The following is a 16532-nucleotide window of genomic DNA, read 5'->3' on the forward strand; positions in this document are numbered from 1 at the left end:
ATGTAGGGTTATAGAGGTTTGTAGTAATAATTATGACCTAATCTTGTACTGATGACTCAGAACTCACAACTCACAACTGTTTACTTACCCAACAATCTTTGGCGTACTCCTTCAGCAATTTTATGTCCTAAATACTCAGGAATTAGGCTTTCATTAGGCCCCAACAAGTAGAGAATTAGCCGTGTACGTCCCCGCCAAACTAGTAAATTAGCATTGACAACTAAAAGGTCTTCCTGCCAAATAGCATACATCACCTTGTAAAATAACCCTGGCTGATTATCCGCCTCAATTACTAAAGCTGGGAGATGAAATACAGGATCGACATAAAACTCAGTCTGTACTTGTTCTAAACCCACGTCTAGGTTAAATTCTACTGCCAACATCTCTTCTACTTCAAATCGCCCTCCCAAAGCTTCGCGAATGGCGCGACAAACATTTTCTGCGGTTTTCTCCGTCAAGGCTTTACTACCACGAGATACCAAAAGTTTGATAAAAACAAGCATGGGGGGACGAATCTGTCCATATAAACTCAGACCGTGGATTGTTAGCCCATAAGCTGCTAGCACACCAAAAATATCGCTGAGGAGAAAGGACTGATTGCGGTAAGCAAAATGCAAGGCACTTTTACTACCTTCTGGTTTTAGCTCAATTACAGCCCGTTTGGTTTTATAGAGACGATACGCTAACCGTAAATTTTGCAGTTGAATTTCACTGCTGACAAATTGCTCATAAAACTGTGGAAACGCTCGATTAAAGCGTTTTAGGAGTTCCAGTGTTGAAGATTTTAAGCCAGAAGCCATCTTGGGTGTTAAAACTCGCTTGCTTATTTCGCCTGGGAATTGGGGACTAAGAATTTTAGATTTTAGATTTTGGATTGAATAATCTCAAATCCACTCATTGAAAGACTGGAGACTAGGGACTGGGCATAAAAAAATCAAAAGATTCCTTGATTTTGCCTTTTACTTTTTTACTTCCTTCTTCCCCATTCTCCCTAGTGTTCCCTATCTTGCCCTGCAATCATCTGAATTGGAAAGTCCTATCTGTCTGGCAGGGTAGTTCATTGAATTTCTCCTAGCCTTTACAACAAAGTGCTAAAGTTGAATATGATTGGTATGAAACACGCTATTAACTGGCTGTTGCTATGGAAAATCCCGATAATCTTCAAAAAAATTGAAAGTAAGGGTTAAAGATATGGTGGCGGTTGTGTTAAGAGTGGATCAACACTTTTAATAGTGGAAACCAATTCAGTTATACTCCCCGAACCACGTTGGCATGGGTTTTTGGAAAACTTGGTTTAGTACTTCTGAATCTGCGACAACAAGTAAAACAAACTCTTTTGAAGAGCATACAGTAGACGCTACAGGCAACTCTTACTCCAACAGCGATGCCTCGGGAGTCACGCGGAGTGCAGAACGTATTGTTTTTAGCACTGAGCGAGATATTGATCTGTATGAACTAGAAGAACTTTGTGATGCTGTCGGTTGGTCGCGTCGTCCCTTAAGAAAAGTAAAAAAAGCTATTGAGCATAGTTTTCTCGTAGCCACAATGTGGCAGGTGCGAGGCAATCAGAGGCGGTTGATTGGTTTTGCCCGTGCTACCTCAGATCATGCCTTTAATGCCACTATTTGGGATGTGGTAGTTCATCCAGACTTTCAAGGTAAAGGAATGGGTAAGGCATTGATGAAATATGTCCTCAAAAAACTCAGAAGTGAAGAGATTAGCAATGTGACTCTTTTTGCTGATCCTCATGTGGTGGATTTCTACCGAACTATGGGTTTTATGGCAGATCCAGAAGGTATCAAAGGTATGTTTTGGTATCCTCATTAATTTTCTGTACCAAAATTTATAGCTGACTATAAAAAAGTCAGCTATTATGGTATAGTATTGATAATGCCGATTAACAAAAAATCAGCAATATTCGGGATGTAGCGCAGCTTGGTAGCGCGCCTGCTTTGGGAGCAGGATGCCGCAGGTTCAAATCCTGTCATCCCGATTTTGAGTAAGTTTTTGATATATAAGCACATAACATAAGCCCAAGTTGAATGAGGTTTGTAGAGCTTTTGTCTAGACGCACAATTAATTGCGTTATAGATAAAAATTTTGGGTTGATAGTCTAGAACGGGGATTGGTGGAACAATTAACTATTTGATGATGTCTCTCATTTTTATAAAAGCACTACAATGGCATTGACTGTTTGAAGTGGGAAAGTTTCTGCGCCATAAATGCTACATATCATGGGCATTTACAGTATTCCTGGGCGCATAGCAAGGCGAATTTCAGAAACACGCGACTTTACCACAGTCCACCAGTAGCAAATAGCTAGATAGCAATTCTCAAGGGCTAATATAGCATTTCTCGTTTGAGTGAGGTAAAAGAACCTCACCTCCTCCCCGCAAGGAAGGAAACGCTATATCACGTTTTGAGAGATGGTTGTTAAGATTCAACAACTGCCACAACTTTTTCACATCTCAAATGGATTGCTATATAACTAAGACTAGTTGGTGCTGTGCAAATCCAACTATTTGTCTAACTTAATAACTAAATTGAAGTATTGATGCGAGGAAAAGTCATGAAAGCATTGGTTCGCTTAGGCGTAATATTGGGTATTGCTGGCAGTATATTATCAGCCGATTTACCAGGAGTAGGTAATCTACAAGCAGTAGCATTACCACAAGAGCAGGTTGTTAAAAAGCTGCAAGAAGTTCCTGTTTTTACACTTACCAATGCTAAAGGTGAATTTGTAATTATTTCCAGGAACAACCAAGGTAAGAGCATCTCTCAAGTAGGATTTTTTATTAGTAAGCAGGATGCTCAGAAATTTTTAGACAATCGCCTGAAGAAAGAAAATCCCCAACTGGCAACTACTCTACAAGTAAGACCTCTGTCCTTAGCCGACTACTATAAAATAGTCCTAGAAGGCAAAAAGAAATCAGATTCGACCATTTATACTTTAATGCCGATGCAACAACAGGTAGATTCAGCAGTCAGCCTGTTAAATCAGAGTGGTCAAAAAGGGGATCAATTTAATGGTATCCCCTTATTTGTGCCTAAATTTAAGAAAGAGAATAGCTATTTAACGATCCCTCTTGCACAAGGTAACGAGCGATATATTCCTTTCTTCTTTGAGAAGGAGCAAGCAGTGGCTCTGTTAGATCAATTCAAAAAAGCTGTACCAGGAGAAGGTGCTAATACTGAGATTCAGGTAGTGGATCTGTTTGGTGTGATGGAAGCTCTTAATAGCAGCAATGATCCTATGATCAATAAAATTGTTCTGTATCCATCGAGAGAGTCCATCAGTTTTATTCAATCGCTAGTTAAAAAATCCCCTGCGCCAAATCGACCAGCATCTGCACCTGCGCCGAAAAAATAATCAACGTTGGACTTACGCGTTGTACAAATGGGAAATTATTTGTATTAGCGAAAATAGCTCGTTTTAGAGTTTTGGCGACTAATATTTAGATCAGCAGCGATCACGCTCATATTAGACGAATCAACCGTTGATAGCTGATGATTTTGATCAATGCGTAAGTCCTATGAATTATAAATACAACCTCTTGCCAATTTTCATAGGGGTAGCGATCGCCCTAATACAGTCGCAGGTAGCACAAGCAATATCCTGTACGAAAGAAGTAGATATCATTGCCGAAAAAATCACTGTATTAATTGATAGTCAAACACCTGGTTCTGGGGTGATTATTAAGCGAGAAGGCGATACTTACACCGTCCTGACTGCCTATCATGTAGTCCAAGAACCAAATCTGAAATATGAAATTGTCACCCCAGATAATCAGCGTCATCAACTCAAATACAGCAATGTGAAACCTTTGTCAGACAAGGTAGATTTAGCAGTTGTGCAGTTTACTAGCAATCAAACTTATCAAGTGGCTAAAATGGGTAATTCTGATGTAGCCACAAGAAGAACAAATATTTACATAACTGGTTTTCCGAAAAAGAACGCCGGGATTGAAATCCCTTTTTATGACTGTCGGGATGGGCAAGTTCTAGCTAATGCGACTCAGATATCTGTTGATGGCGGATACACCTTATTTTATGACAATGCTACACTTCCAGGCATGAGTGGTGGGCCAATGCTGAATGAGAAAGGCGAGGTCATAGGCATTCATGGTAGAGGTGAACCAGCAATTGATGTTAATTTTGATCAGATAAATCCCAGTATTGCTACTGTAAAATCAGGTAGGAATGCGGGTATTCCCATCAACACTTTTGTCAGACTTTCGGACAAAGTGGGTATAGATGTGGCTATAAAGTTGCCTCCACCAAAAGTGACCACACCTCAAGCAGATGACTTCTTTGTTCGTGACCAAGTAATAAAAAATAAATTAGACTCCATACCTGTGTATTTGATTACTAACGAGAAGCGTTTACCCTTGACCCGTACCTTACCAAAAGGTCAGAACGCTCAACAAACAGGTGGTTCGGTGACAGGGGTTTATTTAAGTCGGCAAGAGGCTGAGACTTTTATTAGAGAACTACGGAATAATGCCAAAGGTAAAGACCCCAAAATGGAGGCAATTGTCAAAAACTTACAAGTAACGGCAGTACCCTTGGGTGTAATTTATCAGCAATTACAACAAACTAAAAACAACCCTAACCGTCTTGTATTTGCTTTTAAGCCCGTAGATCAGGAAGTTAAAGCGGCTATAGAATTATTACGTCAAAGTGGTCGGCAGGTAAATGAATTTAAGAGTGTACCAGTTTTTGCTGTGAGATTTACCCCGGATCAAGGCTATGTAACCATTAAACTAAGAGATGGCAAAGAACAACTCATTCCTCTGTTTTTCAGTCAGCAAGATGCAAAGAGTTTGTTAAACCAAGTCAAGTCTAAGTTTCCCAAAGCTGATATTCAAGTCATGGATGTAGATGGAGTGGTCAAGACCTTTCAAGAGAAAAACGATGCTTGGCTCAACCAAGTTGTTTTAGTACCATCTCAAGAGTCTAGGGAATATATTAGGACTTTGCCGAAGGATAATACGTTTAATTTAAATTCACAGATGACAAAGACCAATCAACGTTAAGGAATGATAGAGCAACAGCTAAATTTAGTTTCTGGGTTACAACTTTGGCAATGGCGCAATAGAGCAATCCCAAAAGCGATCGCGCATAATATTCCCCTAGCAGAAATAGATTGGTTACTGCAAGAAGTAGCAGGTTTAGACCGCTTGTCACTGCGTTTAGACTCTTTTAAAGACAAGGCTGAGATTATCATGGCTTTGTCTTTAGAAGAGTTAGACCAGTTTTGGCTGAGGCGTTTAGATGATCGCTTGCCAGTACAGTACATTGCTGGCAGTACACCTTGGCGAAATTTTAGATTAAAAGTGTCGAGTGCAGTGTTAATTCCCAGACCAGAAACCGAATGCTTGATTGATTTAGCTGTAATGGCGGCTAAGAGTGAAGTCTTGTCACAGCTACAACAAGGACATTGGGTAGACTTGGGGACTGGTAGTGGTGCGATCGCTTTGGGACTAGCGGATGCTTTTCCAGAGTCTACAATTCATGCTGTTGATTACAGCATAGAAGCTTTAGCGATCGCACAAGAAAACGCCCATAATCTAGGTTTAGCTGACCGGATGCGATTTTATCAAGGTTCATGGTGGCAGCCGTTAACAGCCCTTAAAGGTCAATTTAGTGGTATGGTGTCTAACCCACCCTACATTCCTAGTGATATCGTACCGACACTACAACCGGAAGTTGTTAACCATGAACCTCATTTAGCTCTAGATGGTGGTGTTGACGGCTTAGATGACATTCGCCATTTGATAGAAGTGTCTCCCAGCTATTTGCGATCGGGTGGCGTATGGTTAATTGAAATGATGGCTGGACAGGCTGAGGCGGTAAAAACACTCCTGCAAAAACAAGGTAGCTATGAAAACATTCAAATTCACACGGATTTAGAGGGTGTTGAACGCTTTGCGTTAGCTTATGTGAGTGCTGAGTAATGAGTTATGAGTTATGAGTTATGAGTTATGAGTTATGAGTTATGAGTGCTAAGTTATGAGTGCTAAGTTATGAGTTATGAGTAGTTTAAGTAATGGTTGGCGTAACTCATACTCATAATTATGACCAAAGTTTCTTTAGAAGAATTAATAGCTAGTGCGCGTTCTGGTTTTGTAGTCAGTTTTCCTACGGATACTGTTCCAGCACTGGCAGTTTTACCAGAAAAAGCGGCGTTAATTTTTGCTACTAAACAGCGCAGTCAAGATAAGCCTTTGATTTTGATGGCGGCTGATTCAGAAGATTTATGGCCTTATGTCCAAGGTAGTGAAGCAGAATATCAGATTTGGCAGCAAGTTGTAGATCAGTATTGGCCGGGAGGATTGACATTGGTTTTACCGGCTAGCGATCGCGTCCCAAAAGCGATGAATCCAACTGACCCCACAACAATTGGGATTCGAGTTCCGAAAAGTGCGATCGCTCAAAAAATTTTGTCTCAAACAGGCCCTCTAGCTACTACTAGTGCTAATTTGTCAGGTCAGCCAGCTTTAGAAACTATGGCAGAAATTGCGGCTCAGTTTGCTGAAGTAATGACTTGGGAATCCACAGCCACGGAATTTTCCAGTAAAAATACTGCACTGAGTCAACCTTCTACTGTTGCTAAATGGACAGGTAGCAATTGGCAAATTTTACGTCAAGGTGCAGTAAACTTAGATGTTTAATATTTAAGTTGGAAACTGATTTTTCATTTTTGTGGTCAATTAAAAAGTTAATAACTGCCAAATTATGAATTGGAGTAACTGGATATATCTCGGCTTAGGACTATTAATAGGGGTGGGTTATCGTGGATTACTAACAAAACGTTCTGTAAATTCCATTGCTAGTGATTCAGCAATAAAGCCAACAGATAAACAGCAGACGCTATCATTCCCAGAAGAGATCAAGAACACGCAGCTAGCATATGAAATGGCTAAGGAAATGAGCCAGTTTAAAGCGGGTTTCTTAGCGAGGACTACCCACGAATTGCGATCGCCTCTCAATGGTCTGATTGGGTTACATCAGTTAATTTTGTCGGATTTATGCGAAGATCCAGCAGAAGAGCGTGAATTTATTGCCCAAGCTCATGAACGGGCATTAAAGCTATTACATTTAATGGATGAAATTCTCAATGTTGTCCGAACAGAACACGGGACTAACAAGCTAGACATTCAGCCCCAACCTTTAGCTGAGATTTTACAAGAAGTTTATAACTTAACTTATATGCTGGCAGTAGATCGCAATTTAAAGTTGCGAATTTTGCCTCCAGATAGCGAGACTTGTATTTTGGCTGACAAACGGTGGTTCAGGCAAATATTAATGAATTTAGTAGATACTGCTATTTATCAGATGTCAGAGGGTAGTATTTGCATTTCTACTGCTATTCATAGTAATTTTGTGCAAATTTCCCTAGATTTACCTAATCATGCCTTCTTAAATCATGAATCTATAGATTTGCTTACATCTGACGATAAGTCTGTTAATCCTGAGCCAGATCAAACTGGTCTGTCTTCAGGTATGAAGCTATTACTTAATCAAAAGCTGTTAGACGTGATGGGAGGCAAGTTAGATATTTTACCATCTCCCATCTCGGAAAGAGAGCCTTTAACTAGACTACAAATATCTATGCCCCTAGCGATTCTTGAAGCTGAACTTCTACAGTAGTCAAAGTGCTAATATTCGATTGGTTGTCCAACACCATAGTTGTAGTGCTATTAGCTTGGAAACCAATTTTTTCGTAGAATTTTTGTTGGTGAGTAGTCATCAAGTAAACTCGCTCAACCTGCATCCGAGGATGACTTAAAACAGTTTCGACTAATTTGCTGCCTAGTCCAGTACCCTGATACTCTGGGTGAATTACCACATCCCAAATTGTCGCCCGATAGATACAATCAGAATTTGCCCTGGCAAAACCAATCAGTCTTTCTGCATCCCATACAGAAATCACTGGATCGCTGTTGGCAATAGCTATACTCAAATCCTGAATACTGCGTCCTTTCGCCCAAAAAGCTGCAAGATTAAATAATTCTTGGAGTTGGTAAAGGTCTATTTTAGCGTGGCGATGTTCACGAAACTGAATCTGAGGGTAGTTCATCATGTAGGCACTCCGATATGGCAGTAGTTTTACTGTCTTCACATCATATTGTGCAAGAAATTACGGAGTTCGTGTATGTGTATGCAACAGGGGACAGGGGACAGGGGACAGGGGACAGGGGACAGGGGACAGGGGACAGGGAGCAGGAAGCAGGGAAAAACTAATGACTATTGACTAATGACTATTGACACACCCACTTCCACAAAGGATGAGTAGGGCCTTGCTGGCGGATCTGAAATACTTGTTTTTCTAGGCGTTGCTGTTCTTGGCGTGGTAAACCCAGCAAAATATTTCGACTTTGCCAAACTAAAACAGAAGTAGTCATCCCAATACAAAAAGCTAAACCGATCGCAGATAGTGGATGGTAAAAAAGTCCATAGCGCACTGCTGCCCAAGTAAAGTATTGTTGCCACAAGCTAATTTCTGAGCGGAGATTCCACAAACATAGAGGCGCAATTGTCAACCATAAAAACCCAACAAATAGCCACCTCCCATACACAGTCAACTGGTGCAGCTTTTGGACTTGTTGTGCTAAAGATTGTTCATTGCCAGGAATTGCAGGTTGTTCTGGTTGAGTCATAGGCAATTCTAGGGACTGGGGACAAATCAAGTTAAAAGTCAAAAGTCAAAAGTCAAAAGTCAAAAATCAAAATTAATTAAATAACTCCTGGGGACTGTTGACTCTTGACTACTCGACAGATGTATCAGTTACTCCAGCAGTCGCTACCACTGTGGATTTAGCTGTACGTTCGCGCCACACTGTTAAAAGGGTGCTGGCGATGAAAATACTGGAGTATGCTCCGGCGATGAAGCCAAAAATTAGAGCTAAAGCGAAGTTTTTCAGGGTTTCACCACCAAATAGGAAGATAGCGAACAATGGCAGCATGGTGGTCAAAGTTGTATTGATTGATCTGCCTAAAGTTTGGTTAACTGCATCATCAACAATCTCAGTAATCGGTTGGTTAGGATTTAGTTTTAATGTTTCCCGAATGCGATCGTAAATTACTACGGTATCGTTGACAGAGAAACCTGTAATGGTTAGTAGAGCCACAATAAATAAGCTATCTACTTCCGTGCCGAAAACCAGACCAAAAATTGAGAAGATGCCTGTTGTGATTAGTACGTCGTGAAACAGGGCGACGATCGCAAATACGGCGTAATCTAACTGAAACCGAAAGCTTAAATAAGCAATGATGCCTGCAAAAGACACAATCAGGGCGATGATACCAGAGGTAAACAACTCTCGCCCCAAGGTCGGCCCTACGGTGTCAATTTGATTTTTTTGCTCGTCAAAAGTGCCGACTTTTTCACTTAAGGCGTTTTGTAAATTGGTACGCTGTTCGCGATCTAAGTTTTTTGTGCGAATTAAGATGCCATTATCTTGGCGTGTTTCTTTGTCAGCAATGATTTGAATGCTGCTATCCCCAAGTCCTTGGGCTTTAGCGACTTCCCTCACAACGTTAATATCTAATGGCTGGTCACAGTTCCCTGGTTTGGTACAATCTCGTTCAAATTGTAATCTTGTGCCACCGACAAAATCCAAACTCGGACGTAGGGGTGCGCGAATGTTGGGGTTTTGCCAGGAAATCACCATTGAGATAATACCAGCTAAGGTGATAGCAGAAGAAATAGTCCACCAGAGCGATCGCGATTTGTTAATACTGAGTTTCATTGAGCTACCTCTGCCTTGTTAGATACCCCTGATGCTGGCAGGTTTGGACAAAATAGTTCTGGTTTACGCAGTGCGGGAATGGAAATGGCAACAAACATTAAGCTGCGACTACAGGTAATAGCTGTGAACATACTGACTACTACACCCAAAGCTAGAGTTACAGCAAAGCCCTTGACTAAACCAGCACCCAGCCAAAATAGTGCTGCACAGGCAATTACTGTTGTGACGTTGCCATCTAAGATACTGGAAAAAGCACGGTAAAAGCCTGACTCTACAGAACGATACAGTGATTTACCAGTCCTTAATTCTTCCCGTGTGCGTTCAAAAATTAGCACGTTTGCGTCTACTGCCATACCGATACTGAGAATAAATCCAGCGATTCCTGGTAGCGTGAGGGTTACACCTAATAGAGAGAATGTAGCCCAAGTCAAAATGGCATAGACAATTAAGGATAAATCCGCAATTAATCCTGGTAGTCTGTAGTACACCACCATAAATATTAATACTAAAATTAGACCACCAATCCCAGCATAGATGCTGCTGGTGATACTGTCTTTACCCAAGGTTGCCCCAACTGTGCGAATTTCGGCAATTTCCACTGGTACAGGTAAAGCACCACCGCGTAATTGTACGCCTAAATCATTGGCTTCTTGGGCGGTAAATCTACCTGTAATTACAGCCGCGCCACCAGTAATCCCAGTAGCTGCAAATTCTACCCCGACAACGGGAGAACTGATCAGTTCATTATCTAGAAAAATACCGATGCTGCGTCCTGTACCTGCCAGATTTTTGGTTAGATTGGCAAATAGTTCACCACCTGTTGGGTCGAAGCGAATAGCCACATTCCAGTTATTACCTTGTTGAGTAGGTTCACCATAGGCATCTTGAAGATGCTTCCCATCAAGGGGAGGATTGGTACTCTCAAATAATTCGGCGATCGCTTGATTATTTTTCTGTAAATCTTCTAAATTTTTATTAATTGCGTCTTGATCGTTACTTTTTCTTAATTCTTCTTGCTTGACTTTTAGTTCGGCGCGTGATGCTTGAAAAGCAAATAATTGAGTTTCTGTAGTGGGTTTTTGTTGGCGAAATTCTAACTGTGCTGTACCTCCCAAAACTCGTTCCGCTTGTTCTGGGTCATTTACTCCTGGTAACTGAACCAGGATTTTATCTGTACCTACAGTTTGGATAACTGGTTCGGAAACACCCAAACCATTAATCCGACCTTCAACAACTTTTTTCACCCCATCTAATTCACGTTCAGTGATTTGCTTGATTTCAGCTGAGGGTTTCACCTGGATAGTAAGCTGTGAACCCCCGCGTAAGTCTAACCCCAAGGGGACAGGAATCAACGCAATGGCCGCAACGGCGGCTATGACTAAAACGAATATCAACGCTAAAAGCGATCGCTGTCTCTGCATACCATAACTCGCAACTGACAAACGCTATAATAACGCTCTTTGCATCAGTTATGAGTGCTGAGTGCTGAGTGCTGAGTGCTGAGTGAGGAGTGAGGAGTGAGGAGTGAGGAGTGAGGGAGTAGCGAGTAAGCATTGTATTTTTCTCCCCTTGCTCCCCTTGCTCCCCCTGCTCCCCCTGCTTCCCCTGCTTTCTTTTCCCCAGTCCCCAGTCCCTATTCCCTAGACTCGCATTGCTACCATTTTCTGCACGGCTTCCACAATTTGCTCTGGCTGAATAATCGTCAGGCGTTCCAGCGCGCCGTTGTAAGGGGTAGGGATGTCTTGGGAGGATAATCTTAGCACTGGGGCATCCAATTCATCAAATAGGCGATCGTTAATGGATGCGACTAATTCCGCACCAATACCGCCGGTTCGCATACATTCTTCTACCACAATGACGCGGTGGGTTTTCCGTATTGATGCACCAATGGTATCAAAATCTAATGGTTTGAGTGATATTAAATCAATTACTTCTGGGTCGTAACCTTGTTTTTCTAAAGGTTTTACAGCTTGCATCACATGATGACGCATCCGTGAGTAAGTTAAAATTGTGACATCTTTACCTTTACGGACAACCTCTGCTTTATCTAAGGGAAGTACGTATTCTTCGTCTGGTAGATTTTCTTTTAAGTTGTAAAGTAAAACGTGTTCAAAGAACAATACTGGGTTATCGTCGCGGATAGCAGCTTTTAGTAGTCCTTTGGCGTTGTAAGGGGTAGAACAGGTGACAATCTTCAATCCTGGGACGGCTTGGAAGTAAGCTTCTAGACGTTGGGAGTGTTCTGCACCCAGTTGTCTACCTACACCACCTGGGCCACGAATCACCATTGGAATCTTAAAGTTACCGCCGGAAGTGTAACGCAACATCCCAGCGTTGTTAGAGATTTGGTTAAAGGCTAGGAGCAAAAAGCCCATGTTCATGCCTTCAATTATCGGACGTAACCCAGTCATTGCTGCGCCTACTGCTATACCAGTAAAGCTGTTTTCGGCGATGGGAGTATCTAAAACTCTCAAGTCACCATACTTTTGGTGTAGGTCTTTGGTAACTTTGTAAGAACCGCCATAGTGTCCTACGTCTTCACCAAGAACAAATACGCTGGAATCACGCGCCATTTCTTCATCAATGGCTTCCCGCAAAGCGTTGAAAAATAGTGTTTCTGCCATTTAGACCTTTTTTTACAACTATTGTTTTAGAATCTTATCGCGCTACCGTGACTAATATAGTGAGCGATCGCACTAGTTAGAGATCAGTCAAAAAAAGTTATCATCCAGCAATTATCTACTGTAAAATTGAGCTAAAGTTATCTACTTTTAGATAGACTTTGAATTAGCAGGCTATCAGCTGCAAACTGGCGAATCCGTTACCTGTGTTACCTGATCTTCTGGAAAGCGTCTTGGCCTTCCTGGTTTACGCTTGTGTCGTTGATTAATTGACTTTTCGCTAGCGATCGCCAATTCTTCCGGTGTACATTTAAATATACGTAACGCTTCCAAGTATTTTTTCGGGGTCATCGTTGGCTCAGTCCGCCCAGCTTCCCAATTGCGAACGCTAGTTTCACTGATTGCAAGCCTGAAGGCAACTTCCGCGCGACTGATACCAGCACGCTCTCTCAGGACTTGCATATCCATATCTCATGCTCCCTTTGCAGAAATTAAAGTTTTTTGTTAAATTAATTGACATTATTTGTCAATTATGAAATTCAAAAGACTAAATTTATTATCTATGTTTATTTTATAGGCGATCGCACCACTCTTTGACAAACTCAGCTACTAATTTCTGTAACACCTCATACAAAACCTACTTTTAACCTCAACAATAGTAGGTTGGGAAACCCCTCTCCAAACCTCTCCCCTGCAAGGAGAGAGGCTTTGATTCCTGCTCCCCTTCCCTACAAGGGAAGGGGTTGGGGGTTAGGTTTCAGAGAAAGTTGCACACGACGTTATTTATACAAGAAGTCTAAGAATTAATTTCTCGCAAACAACCTATCCAAGAAATCAACCTTCACCGCCAGATTAATAATCCCCCGCCTTGTGCGTGAATCTGTGAGTTCCGCATTATTCAACGCCACAATATAAGGCTCACCACCAATCAAACCAATCAGCGCACCACCGGAAGAACCCCCAGTAGTATCACAATCATGGAATAATACGCCATCCTTCTCCTGAACAATACCGCATCCAGCTTGATATGAAGCAGTCCAACCCTGACCAGCAGACAGGAACTCATAGCCTTTTTTTCTAGTATCAGGGAAGTCACCAGAATAACCGACAAAAAAGAGTTTATCTTGATTTTTCAAGAAACTGGCAGTAGAAAGAGATTGCCAACCCAAATAACCATACTTACGACCCAAAGGCTTATCAATTACCATCACCGCCCAATCATTGATTTGATTACTGAGTTCATTTCCAGTAAAATCAGTACCATAAATGACACGCTCAACCACAGCGATATCTCTTCTATTAGAAACAACACCATTAATTAGATTGGGAAAAAACCGGATTTCTCGACTTAATTGATTGGTTGAAGGGTCAATCACACAATGAGCATTTGTTAAAACCAGATTTTCACTGATTAAAGTTCCCGTACAATGATAATTTTTTAAATCAGTAGTTGTTCCCTGCACGCGCCCAATAGTTGACCAAGGATATTCTCTACTAATCATAGGAATACGGTCATCCCAACCAATTACAGCCCTGTCTGCTGGATAGGGTTTTTCAGATTGTTGCAGATTAGCAGGTTTGAAAGGCTTACTATTACTTAATAGATTTAATTTACCTGCATCTTCGAGTTTAATAAATTCTGGTGCTTTTGTTTCTTTTGCTTGGACAGATACCCAACCGCCTAAAGTCGTAAAACTCAAAATTCCTGCAAGGAAGCAAGCAATAAATACAGCCAAAGGTTGTTTATAAAAATGCTTTTTAGTCATCGTTCAAACTCCTTAATTACTAACTAATCGATGATGCTCTGAGAAGTAGGGTGTGTTAGGCGTAAGCCGTAACGCACCTGCCCCCTGCCCCCTGCCCCCTGCCCCCTGCCTCTTCAGTCCCACGTTCCTTGGATGGTAAAAGCTGACCAAAAACGGGGGTTTTGCCATTGTTTTTGTTGCCATAATTTTAATTGCGCCTCCCTCAGAGCTACAGCAGGGGTTTTCCCTTCCCGCAAAATTTGGGTGTATAATTCCTGCATTAATAAAGACGTGGCTTGATCATTCACCTTCCACAAAGACACAACTATCCGGGCTGAACCTGCATACATTAGTCCCCTTGTCAACCCTATTAAGCCTTCCCCTTGGACTTCCTTCCCTAAACCGCTTTCGCAAGCACTCAGGACAATTAACTCGGCGGGGAGGTCGAGGTTAAAAATATCGTTGAGGCGTAAGAAACCTTTTTGCGCTTTACCATCTTTATCTACCAGAGATGTCACAATACCTGATAATTCCGGGTTAGTGTCATCGAAAATACCATGAGTGGCGAATAATAATAGGCGATATTGACTTAGTTGTTGGCTAGTCACGAAGTTGTAGTTAGCATCAAAGTCAAAGGCTTGCAGACTTTCTTGAGGTGACACCATTTTCAACACTGCGTCAGCTTCTTGGCGCGTACCAGGAAGTCTATCTAAGCCACTACGATTAAGATTATTCAACGACCTTTTCAGGGCTGAACGTTCTAGTTCTAGGTCGAGAGATGCAGAAGTTTGCGGTGCTTTACCAGTAACGCGTTCATCATTACCACTGAATACGGGGTCAGCCATAACCGCGAGGGTTTTGGGTGCGGGTTTACGTCCTTTGAGTTGTTGTCTGTGGGTAGCGAGGCTAGTAACTGAGGGTAGAGTAATAATTTCATGGTTGACTAACAAAGGTTGGTATTTGACCCCTCCCCCAACCCCTCCCCGAAGCGGAGAGGGGAGTTTATTGTTCTCCTCTCCCTGTTCCTGCGCTTGCTCCTGCCCCTGCCCCTGCTCCTTCTCCCTCTCCTGCTCCCCCTTCCCTGTCTTCGACACGCTGCGCGAATGCAGGGAAGGGGGTTGGGGGGTTAGGTCAGCCAACACCGCAAAAGGAATCTTATGCAAAACACCATCAGCCACCACCACTAAACGTTTTCTTCCCAATTTCCCAGCCACAGGCGCAAGGATAATTTGACTCAGTTCCTTTGCGGCTTTAGTTGTATCAGCTAAAGATTGGGCTTGTTCTTCTGGGGTTGCACCAGCAACAAGTGGACGTGTTAATTGTTGGTGTAAATTTCTCGCCGCTTTTTCTATCTGTTCATTTCCTGGGAGTTCGTAAGTATTGAGAGAGTTAGAGGTGACTAACCATAGATAGCTGCGGTCTTTATCCAAGGAATATTGCAATAATACGGTGTCCTTATCTAACTGTTGTTGAATTTGAGGTAAGGTAAGCGGTTCGGGATATTTCAGCGCAGCATATTCTGGGTTAGTAGTGCGGATTTTGTTTTTTAAATTTTCCTGTTGTTTGAGTAGGGCTGCAATTTGTTGTTTGGTGGCTGTTACTAGTTGGGTTGGTGGTTGTTTTTGACTGACTAGTTGTGATAGTTGTTTTTCTCTAGCATCAAGTAGCCAGTTTAAACGGCGTTCTTCTGCAATGACTTTGGGGTCAACATTTTTACGAATATCTACGTTAGCTTGGGTTAACAGTTCTACTAAACCCCTAGTGCGGGAACGTTCACTGATGTGCAGTGCTAATGCGTCGTAGCCCTGGGAGGGGTCTTTTTTATGCAGTTGCATCAGCAGGTCGGTGTAGAATTTATAGTAATCTTGGACTGAGGCAAAGTAGGAAGTACGCAGTTTTTGGTCGATGATTTTGCTGCGTAAATCTTCAATGATGTCGATAGCTGCTTGAATATGTGTGCGGGCTTGTTCCAGATTGCCTCTTTCGCGTTCTAAGTACGCTAAATTGAAAAGGGTGGTGGCTTCCCCTCCCCTGTCCTCCACTGCCCGTCTTAGGGGTAGGGCTTGGTTGTAGTATTTGAGTGCTTCTTGCTTTTCTCCTAAATCGCCGTAGACTAAGCCAATATTGTTGAGGGCAGTGGCTTCCATTCCCCTGTCCCCCACTGCCCGGAGTAGGGGTAAGGCTTGGTTGTAGTATTTGAGTGCTTCTTGCTTTTCTCCTAAATCGCCGTAGACTAAGCCAATATTGTTGAGGGTGGTGGCTTCCCCTCCCCTGTCCCCCACTGCCCGGAATAGGGGTAGGGCTTGGTTGTAGTATTTGAGTGCCTCTTTCTTTTCTCCTAATGAGTCGTAGACAACGCCAATATTGTTGAGGGTGGCGGCTTCTCCTCCCCTGTCTCCCACTGCCCGTCT

At 42.3% G+C, this 16532-nt stretch carries 16 protein-coding genes, 1 tRNA gene and 1 pseudogene; 9 read left to right on the forward strand and 9 right to left on the reverse strand.

The genetic code is table 11. The features are described 5' to 3' along the window. Positions 1–80: 80 nt before the first annotated feature. Positions 81–800 (reverse strand): hypothetical protein, encoded by a 720-nt coding sequence (locus ACM0OR_RS10885; RefSeq protein WP_011318303.1) that lies wholly within the window; start codon positions 798–800, stop codon positions 81–83. 472 nt (positions 801–1272) lie between these two features. Here ACM0OR_RS10885 and ACM0OR_RS10890 point away from each other — a divergent pair, with 472 nt between their 5' ends. From ACM0OR_RS10890 to ACM0OR_RS10925, 8 genes and pseudogenes are all read left to right on the forward strand, one after another. Beyond that, complete coding sequence (locus ACM0OR_RS10890; protein WP_190696256.1) at positions 1273–1827, forward strand: GNAT family N-acetyltransferase; 555 nt, start codon at positions 1273–1275, stop codon at positions 1825–1827. Positions 1828–1919: 92 nt separating this feature from the next. Then, a tRNA-Pro gene (locus ACM0OR_RS10895) sits at positions 1920–1993 on the forward strand. Positions 1994–2569: 576 nt separating this feature from the next. After that, on the forward strand, positions 2570–3370 hold the full coding sequence (locus tag ACM0OR_RS10900) for a Tic22 family protein (protein ID WP_414576227.1): 801 nt from the start codon (positions 2570–2572) through the stop codon (positions 3368–3370). A gap of 163 nt (positions 3371–3533) precedes the next feature. Next, positions 3534–4124, forward strand: a pseudogene (locus ACM0OR_RS10905) (S1 family peptidase); the annotation flags it as partial. A 138-nt stretch (positions 4125–4262) separates the two neighbouring features. Further along, the gene (locus ACM0OR_RS10910) at positions 4263–5036 is read left to right on the forward strand and encodes a Tic22 family protein (RefSeq protein WP_414576237.1); all 774 of its coding nucleotides are present in this window, start codon (positions 4263–4265) and stop codon (positions 5034–5036) included. A gap of 3 nt (positions 5037–5039) precedes the next feature. Next, on the forward strand, positions 5040–5957 hold the full coding sequence (gene prmC, locus ACM0OR_RS10915; protein ID WP_414576228.1) for a peptide chain release factor N(5)-glutamine methyltransferase: 918 nt from the start codon (positions 5040–5042) through the stop codon (positions 5955–5957). Between the two features lie 120 nt (positions 5958–6077). Next, on the forward strand, positions 6078–6674 hold the full coding sequence (locus ACM0OR_RS10920) for an L-threonylcarbamoyladenylate synthase (RefSeq protein ID WP_414576229.1): 597 nt from the start codon (positions 6078–6080) through the stop codon (positions 6672–6674). Between the two features lie 64 nt (positions 6675–6738). Beyond that, entirely contained in the window at positions 6739–7653 is a 915-nt protein-coding gene (locus ACM0OR_RS10925; protein ID WP_414576230.1) for a sensor histidine kinase, read from the forward strand. Here ACM0OR_RS10925 and ACM0OR_RS10930 read toward each other — a convergent pair. Continuing rightward, positions 7613–8083 carry a GNAT family N-acetyltransferase gene (locus ACM0OR_RS10930; RefSeq protein ID WP_414576238.1) on the reverse strand — a complete coding sequence of 157 codons (471 nt, stop codon included), beginning with the start codon at positions 8081–8083 and terminating at the stop codon, positions 7613–7615. The two genes, ACM0OR_RS10925 and ACM0OR_RS10930, sit on opposite strands and share 41 nt — an antisense overlap. 17 nt (positions 8084–8100) lie before the next feature. On the opposite strand from ACM0OR_RS10930, the gene ACM0OR_RS10935 reads away from it, so the two are divergent. Then, positions 8101–8247 carry a hypothetical protein gene (locus tag ACM0OR_RS10935; protein ID WP_414576232.1) on the forward strand — a complete coding sequence of 49 codons (147 nt, stop codon included), beginning with the start codon at positions 8101–8103 and terminating at the stop codon, positions 8245–8247. 17 nt (positions 8248–8264) lie between these two features. Here the strand turns inward: ACM0OR_RS10935 and ACM0OR_RS10940 are convergent, their stop codons facing one another. The 7 genes from ACM0OR_RS10940 to ACM0OR_RS10970 all read right to left on the reverse strand — a co-directional run. Further along, positions 8265–8663, reverse strand: a complete 399-nt coding sequence (locus ACM0OR_RS10940) for a hypothetical protein (protein ID WP_190696236.1) — start codon at positions 8661–8663, stop codon at positions 8265–8267. A 108-nt stretch (positions 8664–8771) separates the two neighbouring features. Next, positions 8772–9755, reverse strand: a complete 984-nt coding sequence (gene secF / locus ACM0OR_RS10945) for a protein translocase subunit SecF (RefSeq protein WP_323265521.1) — start codon at positions 9753–9755, stop codon at positions 8772–8774. After that, positions 9752–11176 (reverse strand): protein translocase subunit SecD, encoded by a 1425-nt coding sequence (secD, locus tag ACM0OR_RS10950; RefSeq protein WP_323265601.1) that lies wholly within the window; start codon positions 11174–11176, stop codon positions 9752–9754. The genes secF and secD overlap by 4 nt, the downstream gene beginning before the upstream one ends. A 219-nt stretch (positions 11177–11395) precedes the next feature. After that, entirely contained in the window at positions 11396–12379 is a 984-nt protein-coding gene (locus ACM0OR_RS10955; protein ID WP_190696228.1) for an alpha-ketoacid dehydrogenase subunit beta, read from the reverse strand. A gap of 174 nt (positions 12380–12553) precedes the next feature. Next, complete coding sequence (locus ACM0OR_RS10960; protein WP_190696225.1) at positions 12554–12844, reverse strand: helix-turn-helix domain-containing protein; 291 nt, start codon at positions 12842–12844, stop codon at positions 12554–12556. A gap of 335 nt (positions 12845–13179) precedes the next feature. Next, a complete protein-coding gene (locus ACM0OR_RS10965; RefSeq protein WP_414576234.1) occupies positions 13180–14142 on the reverse strand; it encodes a trypsin-like serine peptidase in 963 nt (320 codons plus the stop codon). 113 nt (positions 14143–14255) lie between these two features. After that, a partial coding sequence (locus ACM0OR_RS10970; RefSeq protein WP_414576235.1) for a CHAT domain-containing protein occupies positions 14256–16532 on the reverse strand: 2277 nt, incomplete at its 5' end.

The organism is Anabaena sp. CCY 9402-a (assembly GCF_963920945.1).
In the GTDB taxonomy this organism is placed as follows: domain Bacteria; phylum Cyanobacteriota; class Cyanobacteriia; order Cyanobacteriales; family Nostocaceae; genus Trichormus; species Trichormus minutissimus.

Excerpts from the sequence above, each read along its gene's own strand:
- ACM0OR_RS10885 (WP_011318303.1), bottom strand. The coding sequence starts at position 800 with ATGGCTTCTGGCTTAAAATCTTCAACACTGGAACTCCTAAAACGCTTT.
- ACM0OR_RS10890 (WP_190696256.1), top strand. The coding sequence starts at position 1,273 with ATGGGTTTTTGGAAAACTTGGTTTAGTACTTCTGAATCTGCGACAACA.
- ACM0OR_RS10900 (WP_414576227.1), top strand. The coding sequence starts at position 2,570 with ATGAAAGCATTGGTTCGCTTAGGCGTAATATTGGGTATTGCTGGCAGT.
- prmC (WP_414576228.1), top strand. The coding sequence starts at position 5,040 with ATGATAGAGCAACAGCTAAATTTAGTTTCTGGGTTACAACTTTGGCAA.
- ACM0OR_RS10920 (WP_414576229.1), top strand. The coding sequence starts at position 6,078 with ATGACCAAAGTTTCTTTAGAAGAATTAATAGCTAGTGCGCGTTCTGGT.
- ACM0OR_RS10925 (WP_414576230.1), top strand. The coding sequence starts at position 6,739 with ATGAATTGGAGTAACTGGATATATCTCGGCTTAGGACTATTAATAGGG.
- ACM0OR_RS10930 (WP_414576238.1), bottom strand. The coding sequence starts at position 8,083 with ATGAACTACCCTCAGATTCAGTTTCGTGAACATCGCCACGCTAAAATA.
- ACM0OR_RS10935 (WP_414576232.1), top strand. The coding sequence starts at position 8,101 with ATGGCAGTAGTTTTACTGTCTTCACATCATATTGTGCAAGAAATTACG.
- ACM0OR_RS10940 (WP_190696236.1), bottom strand. The coding sequence starts at position 8,663 with ATGACTCAACCAGAACAACCTGCAATTCCTGGCAATGAACAATCTTTA.
- secF (WP_323265521.1), bottom strand. The coding sequence starts at position 9,755 with ATGAAACTCAGTATTAACAAATCGCGATCGCTCTGGTGGACTATTTCT.
- secD (WP_323265601.1), bottom strand. The coding sequence starts at position 11,176 with ATGCAGAGACAGCGATCGCTTTTAGCGTTGATATTCGTTTTAGTCATA.
- ACM0OR_RS10955 (WP_190696228.1), bottom strand. The coding sequence starts at position 12,379 with ATGGCAGAAACACTATTTTTCAACGCTTTGCGGGAAGCCATTGATGAA.
- ACM0OR_RS10960 (WP_190696225.1), bottom strand. The coding sequence starts at position 12,844 with ATGGATATGCAAGTCCTGAGAGAGCGTGCTGGTATCAGTCGCGCGGAA.
- ACM0OR_RS10965 (WP_414576234.1), bottom strand. The coding sequence starts at position 14,142 with ATGACTAAAAAGCATTTTTATAAACAACCTTTGGCTGTATTTATTGCT.